22 protein-coding genes are annotated in these 23,206 nt (G+C 57.4%); 15 read left to right on the forward strand and 7 right to left on the reverse strand.

Annotated features, from left to right (window positions below):
* Positions 1-74 precede the first annotated feature (74 nt).
* Positions 75-731 (reverse strand): lecithin retinol acyltransferase family protein, encoded by a 657-nt coding sequence (locus BGP77_RS05565; protein ID WP_108163725.1) that lies wholly within the window; start codon positions 729-731, stop codon positions 75-77.
* A gap of 641 nt (positions 732-1,372) precedes the next feature.
* On the opposite strand from BGP77_RS05565, the gene dctP reads away from it, so the two are divergent.
* The 6 genes from dctP to BGP77_RS05595 all read left to right on the forward strand — a co-directional run bounded on the left by dctP (position 1,373) and on the right by BGP77_RS05595 (position 7,128).
* Positions 1,373-2,338 (forward strand): TRAP transporter substrate-binding protein DctP, encoded by a 966-nt coding sequence (dctP, locus tag BGP77_RS05570; RefSeq protein WP_233252328.1) that lies wholly within the window; start codon positions 1,373-1,375, stop codon positions 2,336-2,338.
* 123 nt (positions 2,339-2,461) lie between these two features.
* Entirely contained in the window at positions 2,462-3,037 is a 576-nt protein-coding gene (locus BGP77_RS05575) for a TRAP transporter small permease (RefSeq protein ID WP_108163727.1), read from the forward strand.
* Between the two features lie 30 nt (positions 3,038-3,067).
* Positions 3,068-4,354, forward strand: coding sequence for a TRAP transporter large permease (locus BGP77_RS05580; RefSeq protein WP_108163728.1), 1,287 nt, complete (start codon positions 3,068-3,070; stop codon positions 4,352-4,354).
* Positions 4,355-4,383: 29 nt separating this feature from the next.
* Complete coding sequence (locus tag BGP77_RS05585; protein WP_108163729.1) at positions 4,384-4,824, forward strand: universal stress protein; 441 nt, start codon at positions 4,384-4,386, stop codon at positions 4,822-4,824.
* 134 nt (positions 4,825-4,958) lie between these two features.
* A complete protein-coding gene (locus BGP77_RS05590; protein ID WP_158269279.1) occupies positions 4,959-6,071 on the forward strand; it encodes an alcohol dehydrogenase family protein in 1,113 nt (370 codons plus the stop codon).
* Positions 6,058-7,128, forward strand: coding sequence for a proline racemase family protein (locus BGP77_RS05595; protein WP_108163731.1), 1,071 nt, complete (start codon positions 6,058-6,060; stop codon positions 7,126-7,128). The genes BGP77_RS05590 and BGP77_RS05595 overlap by 14 nt, the downstream gene beginning before the upstream one ends.
* On the opposite strand, the gene hemF is transcribed toward BGP77_RS05595, so the two are convergent.
* The 3 genes from hemF to dprA all read right to left on the reverse strand — a co-directional run bounded on the left by hemF (position 7,125) and on the right by dprA (position 9,815).
* Entirely contained in the window at positions 7,125-8,042 is a 918-nt protein-coding gene (gene hemF / locus BGP77_RS05600) for an oxygen-dependent coproporphyrinogen oxidase (protein ID WP_108163732.1), read from the reverse strand. The two genes, BGP77_RS05595 and hemF, sit on opposite strands and share 4 nt — an antisense overlap.
* A gap of 23 nt (positions 8,043-8,065) precedes the next feature.
* Positions 8,066-8,629, reverse strand: a complete 564-nt coding sequence (locus BGP77_RS05605) for an L-threonylcarbamoyladenylate synthase (protein ID WP_199224201.1) — start codon at positions 8,627-8,629, stop codon at positions 8,066-8,068.
* 85 nt (positions 8,630-8,714) lie between these two features.
* On the reverse strand, positions 8,715-9,815 hold the full coding sequence (gene dprA, locus BGP77_RS05610; RefSeq protein WP_108163733.1) for a DNA-processing protein DprA: 1,101 nt from the start codon (positions 9,813-9,815) through the stop codon (positions 8,715-8,717).
* A gap of 375 nt (positions 9,816-10,190) precedes the next feature.
* Here dprA and def point away from each other — a divergent pair, with 375 nt between their 5' ends.
* From def to BGP77_RS05635, 5 genes are read left to right on the forward strand one after another with little or no spacing between them, the layout of a single operon-like run.
* Positions 10,191-10,697 (forward strand): peptide deformylase, encoded by a 507-nt coding sequence (def, locus tag BGP77_RS05615; RefSeq protein ID WP_108163734.1) that lies wholly within the window; start codon positions 10,191-10,193, stop codon positions 10,695-10,697.
* Positions 10,698-10,700: 3 nt separating this feature from the next.
* The gene (gene fmt / locus BGP77_RS05620) at positions 10,701-11,654 is read left to right on the forward strand and encodes a methionyl-tRNA formyltransferase (RefSeq protein ID WP_108163735.1); all 954 of its coding nucleotides are present in this window, start codon (positions 10,701-10,703) and stop codon (positions 11,652-11,654) included.
* Positions 11,651-12,943 (forward strand): 16S rRNA (cytosine(967)-C(5))-methyltransferase RsmB, encoded by a 1,293-nt coding sequence (gene rsmB / locus BGP77_RS05625; protein ID WP_108163736.1) that lies wholly within the window; start codon positions 11,651-11,653, stop codon positions 12,941-12,943. The genes fmt and rsmB overlap by 4 nt, the downstream gene beginning before the upstream one ends.
* A gap of 9 nt (positions 12,944-12,952) precedes the next feature.
* Entirely contained in the window at positions 12,953-14,329 is a 1,377-nt protein-coding gene (gene trkA / locus BGP77_RS05630) for a Trk system potassium transporter TrkA (protein WP_108163737.1), read from the forward strand.
* A 23-nt stretch (positions 14,330-14,352) separates the two neighbouring features.
* Positions 14,353-15,801: a TrkH family potassium uptake protein gene (locus BGP77_RS05635; RefSeq protein WP_108163738.1), complete on the forward strand. Its 1,449-nt coding sequence runs from the start codon at positions 14,353-14,355 to the stop codon at positions 15,799-15,801.
* Between the two features lies 1 nt (position 15,802).
* Here BGP77_RS05635 and BGP77_RS05640 read toward each other — a convergent pair whose 3' ends face one another.
* Positions 15,803-16,348 carry a GFA family protein gene (locus BGP77_RS05640; protein WP_108163739.1) on the reverse strand — a complete coding sequence of 182 codons (546 nt, stop codon included), beginning with the start codon at positions 16,346-16,348 and terminating at the stop codon, positions 15,803-15,805.
* A gap of 177 nt (positions 16,349-16,525) precedes the next feature.
* Here BGP77_RS05640 and glyQ point away from each other — a divergent pair, with 177 nt between their 5' ends.
* The 3 genes from glyQ (at position 16,526) to BGP77_RS05655 (ending at position 20,472) form a co-directional block, all read left to right on the forward strand.
* Positions 16,526-17,494 (forward strand): glycine--tRNA ligase subunit alpha, encoded by a 969-nt coding sequence (glyQ, locus tag BGP77_RS05645; protein WP_233252311.1) that lies wholly within the window; start codon positions 16,526-16,528, stop codon positions 17,492-17,494.
* Positions 17,491-19,560: a glycine--tRNA ligase subunit beta gene (gene glyS, locus BGP77_RS05650; RefSeq protein ID WP_108163741.1), complete on the forward strand. Its 2,070-nt coding sequence runs from the start codon at positions 17,491-17,493 to the stop codon at positions 19,558-19,560. Before glyQ ends, glyS begins: the two co-directional genes overlap by 4 nt.
* 144 nt (positions 19,561-19,704) lie before the next feature.
* The gene (locus BGP77_RS05655; RefSeq protein WP_108163742.1) at positions 19,705-20,472 is read left to right on the forward strand and encodes a 1-acyl-sn-glycerol-3-phosphate acyltransferase; all 768 of its coding nucleotides are present in this window, start codon (positions 19,705-19,707) and stop codon (positions 20,470-20,472) included.
* Between the two features lie 67 nt (positions 20,473-20,539).
* On the opposite strand, the gene BGP77_RS05660 is transcribed toward BGP77_RS05655, so the two are convergent.
* On the reverse strand, positions 20,540-21,271 hold the full coding sequence (locus BGP77_RS05660; RefSeq protein WP_158269280.1) for a DsbA family protein: 732 nt from the start codon (positions 21,269-21,271) through the stop codon (positions 20,540-20,542).
* Between the two features lie 67 nt (positions 21,272-21,338).
* Positions 21,339-21,932: a DUF924 family protein gene (locus BGP77_RS05665; protein ID WP_108163744.1), complete on the reverse strand. Its 594-nt coding sequence runs from the start codon at positions 21,930-21,932 to the stop codon at positions 21,339-21,341.
* A 208-nt stretch (positions 21,933-22,140) separates the two neighbouring features.
* Between BGP77_RS05665 and BGP77_RS05670 the strand changes: the two genes are divergently transcribed.
* Entirely contained in the window at positions 22,141-23,205 is a 1,065-nt protein-coding gene (locus tag BGP77_RS05670; protein WP_108163745.1) for an extracellular solute-binding protein, read from the forward strand.
* Position 23,206 lies beyond the last annotated feature (1 nt).

Here is a 23,206-nt window from a genome sequence, read left to right on the forward strand (position 1 = left end):
CAATGTACGGCGGTGCCAACTCAGGTTGGCGAGCGTCAAATGATACGCAATTTAGGCGTCGGGGTCGTGCTCTGTTAACCGACTTTTAAGGTCGATTGCTGTTTAGACAGAGCGCGTTTTTGTCGCCGTCTTCCCAGCCAGCCACGGCCCACCCGATAGCTGGCGTAAACCGCCAGGCCGTAAGGTCCAGTTGCCCAGCGCGCGGCCGATTTAACGCCCCAGTCCAAGGCCAGCTGCCCGAGAATGGGTGACAGTCTTTGCGGTGTGCCGGGCTGGAAATCTCGTCCCAGTGTCTTGCGGGTTGCCTCAAGGCCGGGATGCAACAAGCCCAGGCCCAGGTCGACCCAGTCCATTTGCTGGCTGTGATGATCGCCATTGATGGCCCAGTAGCAAAAATGTTCGCAGTTATTGGCGTGGACGTTGTAGCGGTTTTCGCCCAGTCGGCTGCGTGCCCGGGCGACACTTTGTTGGCGACTGAACTGACGCTCAACATGGGTCCGGCGATAGAGTGTGCGGCCACCGCAGAATTCGCTCAGGCTGGTTTCGGCCAAGGGTCCGGCCCGAAGACCTTCGACCCAGCCTGCGTAATGGACCACCTGGCCGTTGCCGATATAAAGACCATGATGGCTGTAGCCTGCCCGGCGAACCCAGAGGTGGTCGCCGGGCAGCAAGCTGTCCCGCTGTGGGTCGATGCGGCGGTTGTAGCGTTGGAATAGGCGTGCAATGACCATTCGGATGCCTGTCTTTAACACTCTGTGTCTATCTTCCACATTCAGGCTGGAAACGCACCTGCGATTTGGTTGTTTTCGGCATTTTGATCCGACCTTGGCCTCGTTAAAACGCGCGCTCTGTTCTTTAGGGGTAAAACAAACGCACAGGGCGTTGAAGGGCTGGGCATTGCCCGGCACTCATAATGATTAGTGTTATAACTTATTGAATTGAGCGCAAAAATGCGATTTAACCCGTGAACAGTGTGCGGGGTTCTGGGCGTTATCGACCCAACAAGAACTTTAGGGACCTTACTAATTTGTCGCTATAAGACGACAAAACCTAATTATAATCCGATTAAATGCTAACTTTTGTAACGTCGTTGTTGAAAAGAAGGTTTCTGATGTGCGGCGTTTCTATAACTGTTCAGAACCGTCATTAAGCCGTCATCTTCATCTTGCCTTTGATAAATCCTTTTGCCATTCTCATACAGCTCTAAGGATTTTGAGGCGCTGTGCTGTTAGCAGCTTGAGTCGGCGTGACTCAAATCGGTGACCAACAAAAACGGTCGTGCCTTACCGGATAAGGTCGACAGCCCACGGAGGTTAACGAGATGAAAAACACCCCTGCTCTGATCAAACTGACTGGCATTGCGGTGGCGACGATGACAACCGCCAGCCTGGCGATGGCCGATACTTGGCGCTATGCCCACGAAGAATACGAAGGCGATGTTCAGGATGTGTTTGCGTACGATTTTAAAGAGTACATCGAAGACAATTCTGACCATACCGTTCAGGTGTATCGCTTCGGTGAGTTGGGCGAATCCGACGACATCATGGAGCAAACCCAAAACGGCATTCTGCAATTCGTTAACCAGTCGCCCGGCTTTACCGGCTCGCTGATTCCGGAAGCGCAGATCTTCTTCATTCCGTATCTGTTGCCGACCGATTTCGACACCGTCGTACAGTTCTTCCGCGACAGTGAGGCGATCAACGACGACTTCCCCGAGCTGTACGCCGAACAAGGTCTGGAATTGCTGAAGATGTACCCGGAAGGCGAAATGGTGGTGACCGTTGATGAACCGGTAACCAGCCCTGCCGATTTTGATGGTAAGAAAATCCGCACCATGACCAATCCGCTGTTGTCGGAAACCTATGAAGCCTTTGGTGCCACACCGACCCCACTGCCTTGGGGCGAAGTGTACGGTGCGCTGCAAACCAACATGATTCAGGGCCAGGAAAACCCGATTTTCTGGATTGAATCCGGTGGTCTGTATGAAGTGTCGCCAAACCTGATTTTCACCAAGCACGGCTGGTTTACCACCGCCATGATGGCCAATCAGGATTTCTACGATGACCTGTCCGATGAAGACAAACAGCTGGTTCAGGACGCGTCCAATTACGCCTTTAACCAGATCATCGAACACATCGATGGCTTGGCCGAGCAATCGCTGCAAAACATTCAGGCCGACAGCGATGAGGTGAATGTGGTGCGTTTGAGCGATGCGCAAATTGCCGCGTTCAAAGAGCGCGCGCCTCAGGTTGAAGAAGCCTTTATCGAAATGACCGGAGCCGGTGGTCGCGATCTGTTGGAGCAATTCCAGCAAGACCTCGAAGAAGCTCAGATGTAATCAGGCATGGCCGGCGTCTTTGCGCCGGCCATCTGCTTTTCAGGGTGATCATTAGCAGGCATTTGCACTTGGACGTGCCGACTTGGCCGGACAAAAGCGGTGCCAACGAACGGAGTGCAAGCGATGACAGAGAACGCCCCTGAGTCCTACCAATCGGCCTTGCCCGGCTTTCTGGGCACCATCGATCTGGCCATCAGCAAAGTCGAAGCCGTGATTCTGGCACTGGGTGTGATCCTGATGGCGGTGAATACCTGTGTGAATGTCATTGCCCGCTTTGTGTTTTCCGAAGGGTTGTTTTTTTCCGGCGAAATTAATCGCATCCTGATCATTATGATCACCTTTGCCGGCATCGGTTATGCGGCGCGCCATGGTCGCCATATTCGGATGTCAGCGATCTACGATTTGCTCCCCCACAAAGGCCGCAAAGTGGTGATGATCATCATCTCTTTGTTTACCGCGGCCGTGATGTTTTTCCTGTGTTACTTCGCCATGGTCTACATCCTCGATACGTTCGAGCGCGGCCGGGTTTTACCGGCGCTGCAATTTCCTATCTGGATCATTTATGTCTGGGTGCCGATCGGCTTGGCGGTCACCGGCATTCAATATTTCCTCACAGCCATTACCAATCTGCGTGCCAAGGATGTCTATTTATCCACCGGTGTACTCGATGGTTACGCCGATACTGAATCCGAAGTTTGAGCCAACCGCCACTGCGAGAAGGATGACACCATGGCAACCACCTTGATGCTCATAATGGTCGTGCTGCTGTTGCTCGGCTTTCCAATGATGATTCCGCTGACCACGGCGGCTCTGGTCGGCTTCTTTATGATGTTCGACGGCTTCGGTCAGATGGATACTTTTATTCAGCAAATGATGGGCGGTATCCGCCCGGCATCGCTGATTGCCGTCCCCATGTTTATTCTCGCTGCCGATATCATGACGCGCGGCCAGTCGGCCGACCGGTTGATCAATATGGTGATGGCCTTTATCGGTCACATTAAAGGCGGGTTGGCGGTCAGTACCGCGGCCTCCTGTACGCTCTTTGGCGCGGTCTCCGGTTCCACTCAGGCGACGGTGGTGGCGGTGGGTTCACCGTTGCGGCCGAAGATGCTCAAAGCCGGTTATTCCGATCCTTTTACGCTGGCGTTGATCATCAACTCCAGTGACATTGCGTTTTTAATTCCGCCCAGCATCGGCATGATCATTTATGGTGTGATATCCGAGACCTCCATTGCCGAACTCTTTATCGCGGGTATTGGTCCGGGTCTGCTGATTCTGTTGATGTTCTCGCTCTACTGCCTCACCTACGCCTACATCAATAAGGTACCAACGGAGCCGAAGGCGAGTTGGTCTGAGCGCGGCAACGCGGTGGTGAAAGCCATCTGGCCGCTGTTCTTCCCAGTCATCATTGTGGGCGGTATTTACGGGGGTATTTTCAGTCCAACGGAAGCCGCCGCTGTCTGTGTGCTCTATGCGTTTTTCTTAGAATTTGTGGTGTTCCGTTCACTGCAAATTCCCGATATTTATCGCATTGCCAAATCGACTGGCTTGATCACCGCCGTCGTTTTTATTCTGGTTGGCGTCGGTAATGGGTTTTCGTGGATCATTTCCTTTGCGCAGATTCCGCAAACCATTATGGAAGCGGTTGGCATTAGTGAAATGGGTCCGACCGGTGTGCTGATTTCCATCTGCGTTGCCTTCTTTATTGCCTGTATGTTTGTCGACCCGATTGTCGTCATCCTGGTGCTGACACCCATCTTTGCGCCCTCCATTGCTGCGACCGGTCTCGACCCGGTGCACGTCGGTATCCTGATTACCTTGCAAGTCGCCATTGGTTCGGCCACACCGCCTTTTGGCTGCGACATCTTTACCGCCATTGCCATCTTTAAACGGCCTTATTGGGAGGTCATCCGCGGCACGCCGCCCTTTATCTTTATGCTTGTTGTGGCCGCCGGTTTGCTGATCGTCTATCCACAGATTGCGCTGTTTCTCAGAGACCTCGCTTTCGCTGATTGATCGTTGATTCTCAGGCACAGGATGTCGCCATGTTTAAAAAAATACTGGTCGCCGTGGATGGTTCCCGCGCGGCCCTGAATGCGCTCGATACCGCCATTGAAATGCAGAGCCTGACTCAGGCTGAGATCTTGTTGCTGTGTGTGTTTAAGCATCACAGCTTGTTTGAGGCGTCGCTGTCGATGGTGCGACCGCAGGAGATTCAGATTCCCGATCAGGCGTTGAACGAATACGCTCGTGAAGTGGTTGAGCAAGCCAAGCATCACGCCAAAGAGCAGGGCGCTTCACAAGTGCGTGGTTTTGTTAAAGGCGGGCGACCGTCGAAAACCATCGTCAATTTTGCCCGTGATAAAGACATCGATCTGATCGTGCTGGGTACCCACGGTACCCACAGTGATAAAGATGGCATGTTGCTCGGCAGTGTGTCGCATCGTGTGGCGAGCTTGGCGCACTGTCCGACCTTGGTGGTTTAGAAACCGTATTTAGCGAGTAATCTTGTTGCCGCCGTTGAGTGCGTTGGCGATGTCTTTCAGGTGATTAGGGTGAGGCGCCGTTGATGGTCACGGCGCCTCTTTTGGTGCCACGATATTAACGAGGATGCCCGTCCATGACGCAGATACCCTCGCACATGAAGGCAGTGCAACTGATTGGCCATGGTGGCCTGGATCAATTGCACTATCGTGACGACGTTGTCACCCCCAAACCAGCCGACGGTGAGGTGCTGATTGAAGTCACCGCCTGCGGCATGAACAACACCGATGTCTGGGTTCGCGAAGGCGCTTACGGCAGCGAAACGGATCCCAATTCGGTATCGACCTGGCGGCGCGGGCGTTCAACGCTTTCCTTTCCGCGCATTCAGGGAACCGACAGCGTGGGTCGCATTGTTGCTGTCGGTGACGGCGTGCCGACCGAGCGTATTGGCCAGCGGGTGATGGTCGATTTCAGTATCTACAACCGGCCTGAAGGCGATGACAGTCTCGCCGACATTGATTACATCGGCCATGGTCGCGACGGGGGGTATGCCGAGTATCAAACCGTGCCCTCGGCCAACGCTTATGAAATCAACGCCCCGTTAAGCGATGCCGAACTGGCCACCTTTTGTTGCGCCTATTTAACCGCCGAACAGATGCTGGAGCGGGCCCAGTTAAGTCAGGGCGAGCGGGTTCTGGTAACTGGGGCATCGGGTGGCGTCGGCTCTGCCATTGTGCAGCTGGCGCGAGTGCGTGGCGCCATTCCGTATGCCGTTTCCAGCGCCGGCAAAGAAGCCGCACTGAAAGACATTGGCGCGGAAGCGGTGATTCTGCGTGATACAGCGGATCTCGTCGCTGATGTCGAGTCGGTGGTCGGTGCGCCCATTGATGTGGTTGCTGATCTGGTGGCCGGGCCGATGTTTAACGACTTGTTGCGTATTTTGCGCCCGGAAGGGCGCTACACCACGGCGGGTGCCATCGGCGGGCCGGTGGTTGAACTCGATCTGCGCACCCTGTACCTCAAACAATTGCAGTTGCACGGGTCGTCTCAGGGTACGCGCACGGACTTCCGGCGTTTGGTGCGATATATCGAAAACGGACAGATTAAACCCTTGCTCGACCGCACCTTTAAGTTGTCGGATTTTCACGAGGCGCAACGCACGTTCATCAGCAAAACCTACATCGGCAAGCTGGTGGTGGTGCCGGATCAGCATTGGCAAGCCGAGGGCGCGCGTTATGGGCAGTCATGAACGAAATAAGGAAAGTCGTGAACGCTCGATCGAATTGATCGATACCCAGGCGGGCGGTGACGTCAGTCGCATTGTGTTTACCGGGGTCGAACCCTTACCGGGCGCCTCAGTGCTGGAAAAGGCGCGCTATCTGCAACGCGAAGGCGATGGTTTGCGACGTTTGCTGTTATCCGAACCCTATGGCGATCCGGCCATGTCGGTCGATCTGATCGTTGAACCCAGCCACCGCGAGGCTCAGGCCGGTTACATAATTATGGAAGCCATGGGTTATCCCATGTATTCCGGTTCGAACACTCTCTGCACGGCGACCGCCTTGTTGCAAAGCGGCGTTATAGAAATGCGCGAAGGCGATCAGGAAGTGGTGCTGGAATCCCCGGCTGGATTGGCACGGGTGCAGGCGCACGTGGTGAACGGTCGGGTGGAAACGGTCACCACTCAGGGCGAACCGGCGTACGTGGCGCAGCAGGGTTTGAGTATTAACGTGCCGCATTACGGCTCAATTGACTTCGATCTGGTATGGAGTGGCGCCTATTTTGCGCTGATTGATGCGACCCAATACGGCTTTACTCTCAGCGGCGAAGAAGAGATTGCGCTCACCGCCTTCGGCGATGCCTTCGTGCGTGCTGCGCGTCCCGGCTTGTTGCAGGAACATCCGGATCTGGGCGATGTCGGGCCGCTGCCCTTTGCGCATTTTATGGGGCCGGTAACGCCTCTGGATGAAGGCCGGTGGGAATCGCCCTCGGCGACTTACGTGCATCCGGGCGTTATTTGTCGCAGTCCGACCGGCACGGGCACCTCAGCGCGGTTGGCATTGATGGCCAGTCGCAGCGAGATTGCCGAAGGTCAGTCGTTGGAAACCATTTCACCGCGCGGCAATCGTTTTATTGGAAAGGTCATGGGCGCCGATCGCGTAGGGCCTTATGCGGCGCTGCATTCGAACATCACCGGCCGGGCCTGGGTGCTGGCGCATTCACGGATTGTGGTTGATTTGGATGACCCCTTGGTCGACAGCTCTGACCTGGAGCACCTGTTATCGCGCCAGGGGATCCACGATTAGGCGCTCAGCCAGTCGCGCGGTGGCAAAAAGTCGCGGAGCAAGCGCGCTTCGTCGCTGCCAGCGTCGGGTTCGTGACCATAGCGCCACTGAACTCGAGGCGGCAGTGACATCAAAATGGATTCGGTGCGGCCGTTGGATTGCAAGCCGAAGTGAGTACCCCGGTCGATCACCAGATTAAATTCAGCGTAACGACCGCGGCGGATTTCCTGCCAATCGCGCTGTGCGTCGGTGTAGGGCGTGTCTTTGCGGCGCGCCAGTATGGGCAAGTAAGCGTCCAGATAAGAATCGCCGACCGCGCGCATTAAACCAAAGCACTGATCAAATCCGCCGGTGTTCAGGTCATCAAAAAACAATCCGCCAATACCGCGTGCTTCCTGACGATGCGGAATATAAAAATAGTCGTCGCACCACTTTTTAAAATGCGGATAGACGTCATCGCCAAAGGGTGCGCAGGCGGTCTGTGCAACGTTGTGCCAATGGCGGCAATCGTCCTCGAAACCGTAGTAAGGCGTCAGGTCGTAACCGCCGCCAAACCACCAGACCGGTTCCACACCCTCTTTCTCGGCCACAAAAAAACGCACATTGGCGTGCGACGTCGGTGCGAACGGATTGCGCGGATGAATGACCAACGAAACGCCCATCGCCTGCCAATGGCATCCGGCCAGTTCCGGTCGGTTGGCGGTGGCACTTGGCGGCATTTGATCGCCCATCACATGGCTGAACCCGACGCCAGCTTTCTCCAGTACCGGACCATCTTGCAACACCCGTGAACGTCCGCCACCACCGGCGGGCCGTTGCCAGCTTTCTTCAACAAAAACCGTTGAGCCATCTTCTGCCTCCAGTGCCTGGCAGATGCGATCTTGCAAATCGAGCAAGTAATGGCGAACGGGTTCGATGTCGAAAGGTTGGGGCATGGCGGGTAAGCCTCGTGGGTCAATTAAGGTCGTAACGTAGAGCCGCTGTTCAGATCGAGAATGCGGCTGCTCTGGCCAGGCGTCTGGACGCGGCCGGGCAGGATAGCATCCAGCTCGGCGCCCAGTTGCCAGTGGATCTGGCGTTGTTTGGTGATGGCCGGTTTTCCGGAGCGGTTAGCGCTGGTCGACACCAGCGGTTTACCGAGGCGCTGACACAGTTGCCGGGCCAGTGGGTGGCCGGAAACCCGAACCGCCAGGGTATCGCGACCGCCCGTCAGCCAGTCGGGCAGATGGCCGTTATGTGGCACTACCCAGGTGACCGGCCCCGGCCAGCTGGCTTGCAGTCGCTGTTCATCCTCGGCACTCAAGGGGGCCAGCCAGGGTCGCAACTGCTGCCAGTCGGCACCGATCAGGATCAAGCCTTTGTCCATGGGCCGATCTTTAATGGCGAGAATGCGATAGACCGCCTGAGCGTTATCCGGATCACAGCCCAGCCCCCAAACCCCTTCGGTGGGATAGGCAATAACACCGCCAGCGCGAATGGCATGGCTGGCCTGGCGCAGATGAAAGGCGTGATGATCGGGCACGGCATCGGTCTCGCTGTGGTCGAGGCCGCAAGGGTACTCAGATGTGGGCGCAGTGACAATTGATGCGCTATGGGGCCGAGGCGCATTACAGTCGGCAGTAGCCGCCCGGTTGCTGCTGAATCCACCCCCCCAGTTCGAGCTCCAATAAAGGCTCTAATAACGACTGAGGGCTGCACGCCAATTGTTGGCTGAGGGTTTCCAGAGCCTGGGGTTCGCTCGACAGCAAGGCCAACAGACTCATTTGAATGGCGGGCAGATCGGCGTCGGGTATCGAGTTGGACGATGGCTTTGCCATTGAGGTGCGATGACCGGGTGCGAGCACCGCCAGTAAATCATCGGCACTGGCCAGCAAGCCCGCGCCATCTTGAATCAACCGATGACACCCGGCCGCATTTGGATTGCCGATATCACCGGGCAACGCAAATACCTCGCGGCCTTGTTCGAGGGCATGTTCGGCGGTAATCAATGAACCACTGCGCTGTGCCGCTTCTACGACTACGAGCGCGTCACTTAAACCGCTGATGATGCGATTACGGCGGGGAAAATGCCCAGGCTTGGGCTGGGTTCCCAGCGGATGCTCGGACACTAATGCACCGGCGGCGCTTATCTGTTCAAACAAGGACCGATGGCTTTTGGGGTAAACCACATCCACGCCGCACCCCAATACCGCAATGGTCTGGCCTGAACCGTCCAGAGCGCCCTGGTGGGCACAGCCATCAATGCCGGCGGCACCACCGGAGGTGATCACCAAACCACCCAGACTGAGTTCGCGGCCGAGCTGTCGGGCATGACGCTGAGCCGCTAGGGTGGCATTGCGACTGCCGACCATGCCGACTTGCTGCTGGCGTAACAACTCAGCATCGCCTTTGACCCACAGCAGCAGAGGCGGATCGGGGATTTCCAGCAATAAAGACGGGTAACGAGCGTCCTGCAAGCTGATCAGATGATGCTGGCCCGCTTCCGCCCAGCGCAGTTGAGCCTGCGCCTGCCGATGCACCGGGTGTTGTTCACCCAGGCGTTTCATTTCCAGCAGCGTGGCGGTCAGGTCGGTAGGTAATGACCAGCGCTCGGGCCGATCAAACAACTGCTGTGGATGACTGAGCCGGTTTAGCAGCGAGTGGCTGCGCCGCACACCCAGGCCGGGCGTCAGCACCCAGCGCAACCACAGCAGACGATCATCGTTCATTCCCTGAACTCCTTGTCGAGATTCCGGCACATTCAGGCCGGTAACTGACGCGGTGTAACCAGAAGCACACACAAAAGCGGCGTTGCTGAATTTCCCCAGGGCCGCTTTCCCGTTACAATCCGCGCCGCGCGCTGCTCGCTGTCCCTCCTGGACAGGCAAAGCTCAGGCAGTCTAACAGTGAACGAAGGTTCGCCAAGATGAGGCGGACGCCTTTGACTGGAACTGAGTGATAAATCACAGCAGTGGCGTCAGGCAGAAACACGCGATAGTGCTAGGCTATCAGCGGTTGGAATGTCGGCTAATTGAAACGACGAAATCTGTCTACATACTGTACAATATTCATTCATATCCGGTTGTCAGGAAGCGATTAAGACCATGGCCAAATTAGAGATTCTCGAATACCCCGATCCGCGGCTGCGTACCAAAGCCAAGCCGGTGGCCGAGGTGGAAGAGCGGCATCGCACGCTGGCGGCGGACATGCTCGAAACCATGTATGACGCCCCGGGCATCGGTCTGGCGGCAAGTCAGGTGAATGTGCATGAGCGCATCATTGTGGTCGACGTCTCCGAAGATCAGTCCGATCCGCACATTCTGATCAACCCTGAATACGACAAGCTCGGTGAGCCGGTGGAAACACAGGAAGGGTGTTTGTCGGTCCCGGGTTATTACGAGCGCGTCACCCGCTCCGACAAAATCCGCTGTCGCGCCTTGAACGAAATGGGCGAAGCCATCGAGTTCGAAGCTGAAGACTTGTTTGCCATCTGCATTCAGCACGAAATCGATCACTTGGATGGCAAGTTGTTCGTCGACTATTTGTCGAACCTGAAGCGTACCCGCATCCGCAAGAAGCTGGAGAAGCAGCATAAGCTGACGGTCTCCTGATCGATGAGCCTGAACATTGTTTTTGCCGGCACGCCGGAGTTTGCGGCCGAGCACCTGAAAGTGCTGTTGAGCTCCAATCACAACGTTGTCGCCGTATACACCCAGCCGGATCGTCCGGCTGGGCGCGGTCGCAAACTGACGCCATCGCCGGTTAAGACGGTGGCCGTCGATGCCAACCTTCCGGTCTACCAGCCTACCTCCTTAAAATCCGCCGATGCCCAAACCGAACTCGCCGCCATTGGCGCCGATATTCTGGTGGTGGTCGCCTATGGTTTATTGTTGCCGCAGGCGGTGCTCGATACGCCGCGTCTGGGTTGCATCAACGTCCATGCGTCTTTGTTGCCGCGTTGGCGCGGTGCGGCGCCGATTCACCGCGCCTTGCTTGCGGGCGATGCGCGCACGGGGGTGACCATCATGCAGATGGACATCGGCCTCGATACCGGCGCCATGTTGCTCAAAGCCGACTGCGCCATTGAACCGACCGACACCAGCGCGGTCTTGCACGACCGATTGATTGAACTGGGTCGACCAGCGCTGATTGAGGCGTTGGATGGCCTGGAAGCCGGCACCCTGAGCGGCGAACAGCAGGACGATGCGCTGGCCACTTACGCCACCAAGCTCAGCAAAGCCGAAGGCGAACTGGACTGGCATCGTTCAGCCGCTGATCTCGATCGCCAGATCCGCGGCCTGACACCCTGGCCGGGCAGCTACACCCGTTGGAACGGCGATACCTTAAAAGTGCAGCAGGCGTGCTTGCTGGATGACACCCATACGTCCGAGCCCGGTGACATTCTCGCCATCAGCGATGCCGGTCTGGATGTCGCCTGTGGCGACGGCGTATTACGACTGGAGCGCATTCAATTGCCCGGTAAAAAAGCCATGACCGTCGCTGACGTGCTGCGCGCCCGTCGCGCTGATTTTGAAGCGCAACCCAAACTGGGCGAGGCGAACGCATGACCAACAGCCGGGTGCTGGCCGCCCAAACCTTGCTGCAGTTGGTCGATCAGGGACGTTCACTCAACGATTTATTGCCGTCGCGTCGCGAACAACTGCCTGAAGAAGAGCGCGGTTTTTATCAGCAATTGGTGTATGGCTGCGCGCGTCATTATCTGAGCCTCGATGAACTGACTCGCAAGCTGCTCGACAAACCGATCCAGCGCAAAGAACGGGTTGTACACATGCTGCTGGTGGTGGGTTTATACCAGTTGTGGCAACTCGATCTGCCCGAACACGCGGCGCTCTATGAAACCGTCGACGGCACCAAAACGCTGAAAAAACCCTGGGCCGCCAAGCTGCTCAATGCGGCCTTGCGTCGCTTCCAGCGTGAAGGCGACGAACTGATTGCCGGTCTGCAAAATAGTGCGGGTTACCCCGGCTGGCTGACGCGTCAATTGCGTCAGGCCTATCCCGATCAATGGCAGGCGGTGATGGACGCCGGTAACGTCCAAGGGCCGATGACGCTGCGCGTGAATCAGTCACGCATTCAGCGTGATGACTGGTTAGCGTTGGCCGACAACGAAGGGCTGGAAGCGACCGCCTGTGAACAAACGCCCAGCGCTGTCACCCTGGCGCAGCCGGTTCCAGTGCTGGCGATTCCCGGTTTTAGCGACGGCGATGTCAGCGTTCAGGACGAAGCCGCTCAGCAATGCGCTTTGTTACTGGCGCCGGAAGACGGCGAACGCCTGCTCGATGCCTGCGCCGCTCCGGGTGGTAAAACCGGTCATCTGCTGGAGTCGGCACAGATCGAGGTAACCGCTCTGGATATCGACGACAGCCGTTTGCAGCGCGTTACCGAAAACCTCGATCGTCTCGGTTTAAGCGCCCATTTGCAGGCCGCCGATGCCGCTGACCTCAACGCCTGGTGGGATGGTGAACCCTTCGACCGCATTCTGCTCGACGCGCCGTGCAGCGGCACCGGCGTGATTCGACGTCACCCCGATATCAAACTGCTGCGTCGTCCCAAAGACATCGATTTTCTGACTCAGGTGCAGGATCGTTTGCTGGCGCAACTGTGGCGCACGCTCAAACCCGGTGGCCGTTTGCTGTACGCGACCTGCTCCATTTTGCCGCGCGAGAACAGCGCGCGCATCGCCGCATTCTTGCAGCGCCAAAGCGATGCTCAGCGGGTGTCATTGACGCTGGCGGGTGACGCGCCCGCGGAGTTCGGGGTACAGTGGCTGCCACAGCCCGGTGGGCACGATGGCTTCTATTTCGCGTTGCTGGAAAAGGCCGAAGCGACGGCGTAAGGAACACACGTGAAAATCATTTTACTCGGCGCCGGTCAGGTCGGCGCCACTCTGGCCGAAAATCTGGCCAGCGAAGATAACGACATTACCGTGGTGGATCTCGACGGTGGCCGGCTGCGTGAATTGCAGGACCGACTCGATATCCGCACCGTTCAGGGCCTGGCCTCGTTGCCCAACATATTGCGTCAGGCGGGCGCCGAAGACGCCGACTTGCTGATTGCCGTCACGCCCAGTGACGAAACCAATATGGTCGCCTGTCAGGTGGCTTACACCCTGTTCCGCACGCCCACCAAAATTGCCCGCATTCGCAGTCCGCAATACACCAAACACAGCGAAAAACTGTTCGCGCCCGAAGCGATTCCGGTCGATGTGTTGATCAGTCCGGAACAGTTGGTAACCAACTATATTCAGCGTTTGATCGAAACACCGGGTGCATTGCAGGTGCTCGACTTTGCCGACGGGAAGCTGCAATTGGTGGCGGTGAAGGCGTATCACGGCGGTCCGCTAGTTGGTCAGGAATTGCGTTTTCTGAAGCAGCATATGCCGTCGGTGCAGACACGGGTGGCGGCGATTTTCCGTAAAGACCGGCCAATTATTCCTGAAGGCTCGACGGTGATTGAAGCCGAAGACGAAGTCTTTTTCATCGCTGGTAAATCCGATATCCGTGCGGTGATGAGTGAGTTGCGCCGTAAAGAACGCAACTACAAACGCATCATCATCGCCGGTGGCGGCAACATCGGTTTTCGCTTGGCAACGGTACTGGAAGGTCGGTATTCGGTGAAAATTCTGGAGCACAACGACGAGCGTTGTCGGTTGCTCAGCGAACATCTGAACCAGACCGTGGTGCTGCGCGGCGATGCTTCCGATCAGGAATTACTGCTCGATGAAAACATCGAAGACACCGATATCTTCCTGGCCCTGACCAACGACGACGAAGCCAACATCATGGCCTCGATGCTGGCCAAACGGCTCGGCGCGCGCAAAGTGATGACGCTGATTAATAACTCGGCTTACGTCGATCTGGTGCAGGGCGGTGAAATCGATGTGGCGATTTCACCCTCGCAAACCACCATTGGCAGCTTGCTGACGCACGTTCGCCGTGGCGACATCGTCAACGTGCATTCTCTGCGTCGCGGTGCCGCCGAGGCGATTGAAGCCATTGCCCACGGTGATGCGCGCTCTTCAAAAGTGGTCGGTCGCGCCATTGAAGATATCGACTTGCCCGAAGGCTGTACCATCGGTGCCATCGTGCGTAACGACGAAGTACTGATTGCCCAGAGTGAACAGGTGATTGAACCGGATGACCACGTCATTCTGTTTTTGATCGACAAGCGACGCATCAGCGATGTTGAGCGCTTGTTCCAGGTTGGTCTTACCTTCTTTTAATTCAGGACGCACCGGCGGATTCCATGCATTTTCGACTGACCCTAAAAGTACTCGGCCTGTTGCTGATGGTGTTCAGTCTGTCGATGTTGCCGCCGGTGCTGGTGTCGTTTATCTACAGCGATGGCATTCATAACGCCTTCGTCCTGGGTTTTCTGCTGACGCTGACCGTCGGCTTTGTCTTTTGGTTACCGGTGCGCCGCCACGAAGCCGAATTGCGCACCCGAGATGGCTTTATCATCACGGTGCTGTTTTGGATCGTGCTCGGGTTCGCCGGTTCCATTCCTATTACCCTCGCGCCTGCGGCTACCACCACCTTCACCGATTCGTTCTTTGAAAGTTTTTCCGGTCTGACCACCACCGGGGCGACGGTCATTACCGGCCTCGATGATCAACCCAAGAGTTTGCTGTTCTATCGTCAGCAACTCCAGTGGATGGGCGGTTTGGGCATCATCGTTTTGGCGGTTGCGGTATTGCCGATGCTCGGCATTGGTGGCATGCAGCTGTACCGCGCCGAAACGCCCGGGCCGATGAAAGACAACAAACTCACACCGCGCATTACCGAAACCGCCAAGGCGTTGTGGTATGTCTATCTGGCGTTGACGATTATTTGCGCGCTGGCGTACTGGGCGGCGGGAATGTCGTTGTTCGATGCCATCGGTCATGCTTTTGCCACGGTCGCCATCGGCGGGTTTTCCACCCACGATGCCAGCATCGGATATTTCGACAGTCCGTTGATCGAGATGATTGCCGTTGCTTTTATGCTGTTGTCGGTCGCGAATTTTGGTTTGCACTTTGTCGCCTGGCGGATGCGCAGCTTGCGGCAGTATTTCTTCGACCCCGAATACCGGTTTTTCCTGGTGATTGCGGTGGCGTTGATTGCTTTGACGGTCCTGGTGTTGTGGCTGGGTGGCACCTATGGCGCTGCCGACTCCCTGCGTTACGGGTTGTTCGAAGCGGTGTCGGTGCTCACGACCACCGGTTTTGGTGTCGCCGACTTTTCCACCTGGCCGCTGTTTTTGCCCTTTATGCTGCTGATGGCGTCCTTTATCGGCGGTTGTGCCGGTTCAACCGCCGGTGGCATTAAGGTGATTCGTGCCTTGCTGTTGATCAAACAGGGCCTGCGCGAAATTCGTCGGCTGGTGCATCCGGCCGGTGTGTTTCCCATCAAGATTGGTAACCGTCGCATTGAAGACCGAGTGGTGGAATCGGTCTGGGGATTCTTCAGTTTTTATGTGATCACCTACGCCGCCTTGCTGTTCGCTTTGCTCGGCACCGGTTTGGATTTCGATACCGCTTGGTCGGCCGTCGGCGCCTCGATCAATAACCTCGGCCCGGGCCTGGGCGATGTCGCTGCCCATTACGCCGACTTACCGGCGCTGGCCAAATGGCTGCTGTGTTTTGCCATGCTGCTGGGGCGTCTGGAAATCTTCACCTTGTTGGTGTTGTTCTCGCCGCAATTCTGGCGCAGTTGAATCAATTCGGATCGAGCGTACCCCGAACGTAATCAAGGCGTGGCGTGCGCAAGCCCATGGCCAGCCAGGCACCGAGCAAGCGAATGAAAAAACGCGCTGAATGCGTTTTTAAATTAGCGACATCTTTAGGTAAAGCGGCACCCTGATCCGGCAAGTCACCGACCATGGTGCGTAATTCCAAGGCGGGTAATTGGTCACTGGGCCAGAGTGCGCCATAGAGACTGAGCCAATGTCCCTGAGTGAATTCCAGAAACATGGGTGTGTTGCAGCACTGGGCAACAACCCGTCGGGTTTTGCTGTCGTCTTTTATTCGATGTTCGCGCAGCTGGTCGGCGCCTTGAAGGCACTGCACGCGATCTTTGCGATACAGCACAAAGCGCGTCGCACCCTTGTTATCAACAATCCTTGGTGCGCCGGGTCGTTGTTGCAGCACTGCACCGGCCTGGCGGCAGCTGTTGCACAGGCATTCGACGTTGAGCATGGGACGACCGCGAACCGCCAGGGTGGTTTTACCGCAGTGGCAGTTCAGTTCCAGTCGATCGGTCATGATGGCACTTCCTGGCTGTTATTAACGGCTGACCAGCCTAGCCGTTTGCACTGAGCGAGCAAAGTCAGGCGTTCGGTCTGGGTAGGTGCGGTGACCCACCACGCCCGCCTATGTATAATGCGGCGCTCTGTTTTTGACCAATCATCCATATTCGAACAAGCACCGGGGCTGACCGCTGTGACTGATACGACTGCCAATAATCGCCTGACCTTCCAAGGTCTGATCCTGACGCTGCAGCAATACTGGGCAGACCAGGGTTGCGTCATTCTGCAACCGCTGGATATGGAAGTCGGCGCCGGCACCAGCCACCCGGCGACCTTTTTGCGCGCGCTCGGTCCGGAAACCTGGAACGTGGCCTATGTGCAGCCTTCGCGACGCCCGACCGACGGTCGCTATGGCGAAAACCCCAACCGCCTGCAGCACTATTATCAGTATCAGGTGATCCTCAAGCCAAACCCGAGCAATATTCAGGAACTCTATCTGGGTTCGCTGAAAGCCATCGGCATCGACCCACTGGTGCACGACATTCGCTTTGTTGAAGACAACTGGGAAAACCCGACGCTGGGTGCCTGGGGTCTGGGCTGGGAAATCTGGCTGAACGGCATGGAGGTGACTCAGTTCACCTACTTCCAGCAGGTCGGCGGCATTGAGTGCTATCCGGTGTCCGGCGAATTGACGTACGGCCTGGAGCGATTGGCGATGTACATTCAGGACGTCGATAACGTTTACGACCTGATCTGGACCATCGGCCCGGATGGCACCGAAGTGACGTACGGCGATGTTTACCTGCAAAACGAAGTGGAGCAATCGACCTACAACTTCGAGCACGCCGATGTCGACAATCTGTTCCGCCAATTCGAATACCACGAAGGCGAAGCCAAAAAGCTGATCGACGCCAACCTGCCGCTGCCCGCTTACGAGCAGATTCTTAAGGCCGGTCACACCTTTAACCTGCTCGACGCCCGCCATGCCATTTCAGTCACCGAACGCCAGCGTTACATCCTGCGTGTGCGGACCTTGTCGCGGGCGGTGGCGCAATCCTATTACGACGCCCGCAAAGCGCTGGGCTTCCCGATGGCGCCGCAGGCGCTGCGTGATGAAATTCTCGGTGCCGACGACGCCGACAGTAAGGATCAAAACGCATGACACAGGCCGATTTTCTGATCGAACTGGGCACCGAAGAGCTGCCCCCCAAAGCTTTGAAATCGCTGCAGGACGCTTTTGCTGATGGCTTGCTGCAACGCCTGGAAAGTGCCGGCTTGAGCCATGGCAACAGTCATCGCTATGGCGCGCCGCGTCGTCTGGCGCTGTGGGTAGAAGGTCTGCAACTGTCGCAGCCAGACGAAGCCTTTGAACGTCGTGGCCCGGCCGTGAAAGCCGCCTTCGATGCCGACGGTAACCCGACCAAGGCCGCCGAAGGTTTTGCCCGCTCCAACGGTGTGAGCGTCGATCAACTGGAGCGTATGGACACCGACAAAGGCGAGTGGTTGGTTTATCGCGGTGTTGAACCGGGCAAACCGGCGCTGGAACTGTTGCCAGAACTGGTGCAGCAAACGCTCGATACCTTGCCGATTCCCAAGCGCATGCGCTGGGGCAGCAGCCGCGTTGAATTCGTGCGTCCGGTGCAGTGGCTGGTGATGCTGCTTGGCGATCAAGTGGTACCGGCGGAAGTCTATGGCGTTGAATCCGGCAATGAGAGCCGGGGTCATCGCTTCCACGCGCCGGAATCCTTTGCGTTGAGCAAACCGGCGGATTACGCCGAAGCGCTGAAAAAAGCCTTTGTTCTGGCCGACTTTGATGAACGCCGCGACAGCATTCAGCGTGATGCCGAACGCGTTGCCCGCGAAGCCGGTGTGCAGGTGGTCATCGATGACGACCTCCTGAACGAAGTGACCGCTCTGAACGAGTGGCCGGTGGCGTTGCTGGGTCGGTTCGAGGAGCGTTTCCTTGACGTACCTGCCGAAGCACTGATTTCCTCCATGCAGGAACACCAGAAATATTTCCCCACCGTGACCGATGATGGCGAGCTGGCGCCGAGCTTTGTGTTTATCGCCAACCTGGAAAGCCGCGACCCGTCGCAGGTGATTGCCGGTAACGAAAAAGTGATTCGCCCACGTCTGGCCGATGCTGCTTTCTTCTGGGATACCGACCGCAAAACACCGCTGGTCGATCGGGTGGAAAAACTCAAAGCGGTGACCTTCCAGCAGCAGCTGGGCACGCTCTATAGTAAGGCCGAACGCCTGAAAGCCATCGCCGCCGAGATCGCCCGCCGCCTGGGTGACGATGTCGACAATGCCGAACGCGCGGCTTGGTTGGCCAAGGCCGATCTGGTCACCGATATGGTGTTCGAGTTCGACGATATGCAGGGCATCGCCGGTTATTACTACGCCTTAAACGACGGTGAAGACCCGCAAGTGGCGCAGGCCATTGCCGAGCAATATCGTCCGGCCGGTGCCGGTGACGAGTTGCCCAAAACGCGTGCGGGCATGGCCGTGGCCTTGGCCGATCGACTGGATAATCTGGCGGGTCTGTTTGGCATTGGCCAGCCACCGACTGGGACCAAAGACCCCTTCGCGCTGCGTCGCGCGTCTCTGGGTGTGCTGCGTATTTTGGTGGAGCGTGAACTGGACCTGGACTTGCGCGAATTGGTCGCTTACGCCGCCGATCAACACGCCGACTTGCCGCAGCGTGATACCGTGGTGGAGCAGGTGGTCAGCTACGCACTGGATCGCTTCAGTGCGCTGTACAGCGATGCCGGCATTCGCCCGGATGTGTTCCAGGCGGTGCGTGCGCTGGAACTGAGTCGTCCGCTGGACATCGATCGTCGCGTTAAAGCCGTCGCCAATTTCTCGGTGCTGGATCAGGCCGAAGCCTTGGCGGCAGCGAACAAGCGCGTGTCCAATCTGCTCAGCAAAGCCGGCGACGACGTTGCTGCCGACGTCGACGCCGGTCTGTTCAGTGAAGCGTCGGAAGGTCAGCTGTGGAATGCCCTTCAATCGGCCGAGGCTGAAGTGGCGCCTTTGCTGGCTAAGAGCGATTACCAAGGCACCTTGCAGCGCTTGGCGGTGTTGCGCGACAGCGTTGATGCCTATTTCGATGGCGTCATGGTGATGGCCGACGATGCCGCCGTGCGGGCGAATCGTCTGGCGATGCTCGCCCGGTTGCGACAGCTGTTTTTGCAAGTAGCGGATATTTCGCTGTTACAGCAATAAAATGAGCATCATGCACCCGCGCCGCTGAACGGCGGCGCTCTTCTTTCCACCCGGGAAAGGATCAATTCACTTTTTCGACACCGCAGTTTGGCAGATTGCCGTTAAACTGAATGTTCGTGTTGAATTTGGGCGAGAACCGGCGCTATGTGGCTGGCTTATCTGCGAACGTTTATTTTCTATGCCTGTTTTTATGGCCCCTTTACCATTGCATGGGCCAGCTTCTGTGGCGTTTTTGCCTTCTTATTGCCCTATCGGCTGCGTTATCACTTTGTGATTGGCACCTGGGCCAAGGTAGCCGTCTGGGGCACACGCTGGATTCTGGGCATTAAGTACAGGGTGACCGGCCTGGAACATCTGGATGGCACTGCCGGCGTGGTCGTCTCCAATCATCAAAGCGCCTGGGAAACCTTTTTCCTGCAGCGCCTGTTCCGGCCGCAAACTCAGGTGGTGAAAAAGAGCCTGCTGCGCATCCCGTTTTTTGGCTGGACGTTCTCGCTGTTGCGACCCATTGCCATCGACCGCGCTGACCGCAAAGCGTCGATGACGCAGATTATGGAGCAGGGCGTTCCCAAGCTGCGCGATGGTGTGTTTGTTTTGATCTTCCCCGAAGGCACCCGCGCCAAACCCCATGCTTTGTTGCCCTTCCGTCGCGGTGGCGCGGTGTTGGCCAAAGCCGCCAATGCACCGATCATTCCGGTGACGCACAATTCCGGCGATTTCTGGCTGAACAAACGCTTCGTCAAACTGCCAGGCACCATTGATGTGATCATCCACCCGCCGATTCAGATGGATGAGCTGCGTGCCGATGAAGCGATGAAAGCAGCGGAGCGGGTCATTGGTGAAGGCCTGGCTCGTATTCACGGTGAGCGCGCGGCGGTAGAGCCGGACCGTTCGGCCGCTGCGGTCGGTTAACATTGAGCCTCTGAACGCATAAAAAAACCCGGTAATGGCCGGGTTTTTTTATGCCTGTTATAACGGCTCAACTGGCGTCGTCGATGGCCGCCTGAATGGTGGCTTGCGGGTAGGCGCCTTTGAGAAGCTGACCACCAACCACGAAGGTGGGTGTACCGCTGATGCCCAGTGCGCGCGCCAATTGGCGGTTTTCGGCGAGGGTTTGCTGAATCCAGTCGGCCTGGCTTTCTTCGCGAACGGCGTCGACGTCGACCCCGTCCATATCGTCAATCGCATCCCAGACGGCGTCGTGAGATGGCAGTGAGCGACGGCCAAGCAGGTTGCGATGGAAGTCTTCAAATTGTGCCGGGTAGAGACTGTGCAGAGCCAGTGAGGCCTGAGCCGCGGTCAGTGACGTTTCCGCCAGAATGGGAAACTCTTTGTAGACCACGCGCAGATCGGGGTTGGCGTCGATCAGCGCCTGGACGGTTGAGTCGGCGCGTTTGCAATAACCGCAGTTATAATCGTAGAACTCAACCAGCGTCACGCTGCCGTTGGGGTTACCAATCACCGGGTCGTTGTCGCTGGCTTCCAGTTGATCGGTCAACGCCATCAGCCGTTCCTGTTCGGCGGCCTGGCGAGCAGCGGCTTGCTGTTGCTCGTAGCGATCCAGCGACTGCTGAATCACTTCCGGGTGTGCCATCAGGTAATCGTGCAGCATCTGCTCAATTTCGGCCTGGGTCGGGCTTTCTGCCGCAGCAAAGCCGCTCAGCAGTATGGCGGGTACAAATGACAGCAGAGTTAAGCGCAGCCGTTTCATCGTGAAGTCTCCATTAACCGGGTTGTCCGGAGTATTCAGACCCGGATCGGTGCCGGGAGTTCCAGTGTTATTGCCCAAAACGGGCCGCATCGCCAGCCAGGTAGGCCACTTCTTCATCGGTATTGGTGCGACCGACAGCCGCGTTGCGATGTGGGTAGCGCCCAAAACGAACAATGATGTCGCGGTGTTCGATCGCCGATGTGCGCAGGCCGTCGAGAAAATCCTGCTGTTCCGGGAAGTCGGTGCACAGCTGCTCAATGGCGTCGGCCAAGCGGTCGTGTAAGGCCAGGTCTTCCGCGTGCATCAGTGGCATTAGGCAGAACATCCGGCCGCTGGCAGCGAGCGCCGGGTAATGCTCGCCGTCCAACGCCTCCAGCGTCCATTGCTGAGCACGATGATCCCAGGCAAAGGCTTCTGCCTGGCCGCGGTACAGATTGCGGCTGAACTGATCGATTAACAGGATCAACGCCAACCGGCCGTGCGGGTGCGACAGCCAGGCGTCGAGCTCACCGTCCACCGCACGCTGATGCAATTCACCAAAGCGTTCGGAGATCTGCTGATCGACCTCCGCACCGCCGCGGAACCAGCGTTTACGAAACGCCGGCTCTGGGGGTTCCTGATCGCCAAACCAGAAATCGAGAATGGATTGCCAGGGTGTCATGGAACGTCCTCGGTTGGCCTGCCTGCTGGCAGCACAAGCGCCAGAGTTTAACAGACGGTCCCCGAACCCGGTCCAGCGGATTTGCAGACTGCTGACGGGCTAACACGGTGTTTGACCGGCGGTCATCAATTTGCCATATATTGTCCCTAGCGTGGTCGGGTCAAATTCAAACGTCTTTTAATCTGCACTGGAAGCTGAGGGAAGCACTATGAATACACTGCACCGCTTAGGCCTGGGTTTGCTGGCTACGACCTGGGTTATTTCGTCCGTTCAGGCCGATGAACTGCGCCTGCTCACCTGGGGTGGTTACGCTCCGGATGCCGTTGTCGCCCAATTTGAAGAAGAAACCGGCATCGACGTTCAGGTCACGCTGTCGAACAACGAAGACATGATTTCCAAGCTGCGCGCCACCGGTGGTGCCGGTTTCGATCTGGCGCAGCCAAGCCAGGACCGCATCATCGGCGTGCAGCGCCAGTTCAACATTTACCAGCCGCTGGATATGAGCCGCATTGAAAGCGATTTGTTCCAGGCGTCCATGCTCAGCGCGACTCGTGAGTCGACCTCGTTGAACGGCAACCAATACGGTGTGCCGGCGGTCTGGGGCACCAGTGGCCTGATCGTTGCTGATGCAGCGGCCAACACCGTGACCGATTACACCGACCTGTGCGCCGATGCGGTTGCCGGTCGTGTGTCCTATCGACTCAAGCGTCCGACGTTGATTGGTTTTGCCTACGCGATGGGCGAAGACCCCTTCGCGGCCTATAACGACGAAGGCGAATACCGCGCCATTCTGGAAAAGGTCGAAGCGGAGCTGATCGACTGCAAGCCGAACGTGAAAACCTACTGGAGCGGTGGTGACCAGTTGCTGGCATTGCTGCGCACCGGTGAAGTCACCGCGGCCATGGCCTGGGATGCCGGTGGCTGGACGTTGAATGCCGAAGACGCGTCGATCAATTTTGTTGCACCGGAATCCGGCGCCCTGGGTTGGATCGATACCTTTGCGCTGCCACGCCGTGCCGAAAACCTGGATGCCGCCTACCAATGGATCAACTTTGTGATGCGTCCGGAAATTGCCGCTCAGATCACCAACCAGTCCGGTAACTTCACCGCCTCGGTGGGTGCCGATGCCTTTGTCCGTGCCGAGCTGCGTGATGCCTACCGCGCCAGCTTTGATCAGGACGCGCTGGACAACATCAACTGGTATCCGCCGGTGCCGCCGGGTCTGGAAGCCATTGAAGGTCAGGTGTTAGATCGCATTCAAGCGGCGAACTGAT

The organism is Saccharospirillum sp. MSK14-1 (assembly GCF_003054965.1).
Taxonomy (GTDB): Bacteria; Pseudomonadota; Gammaproteobacteria; order Pseudomonadales; family Natronospirillaceae; genus Saccharospirillum.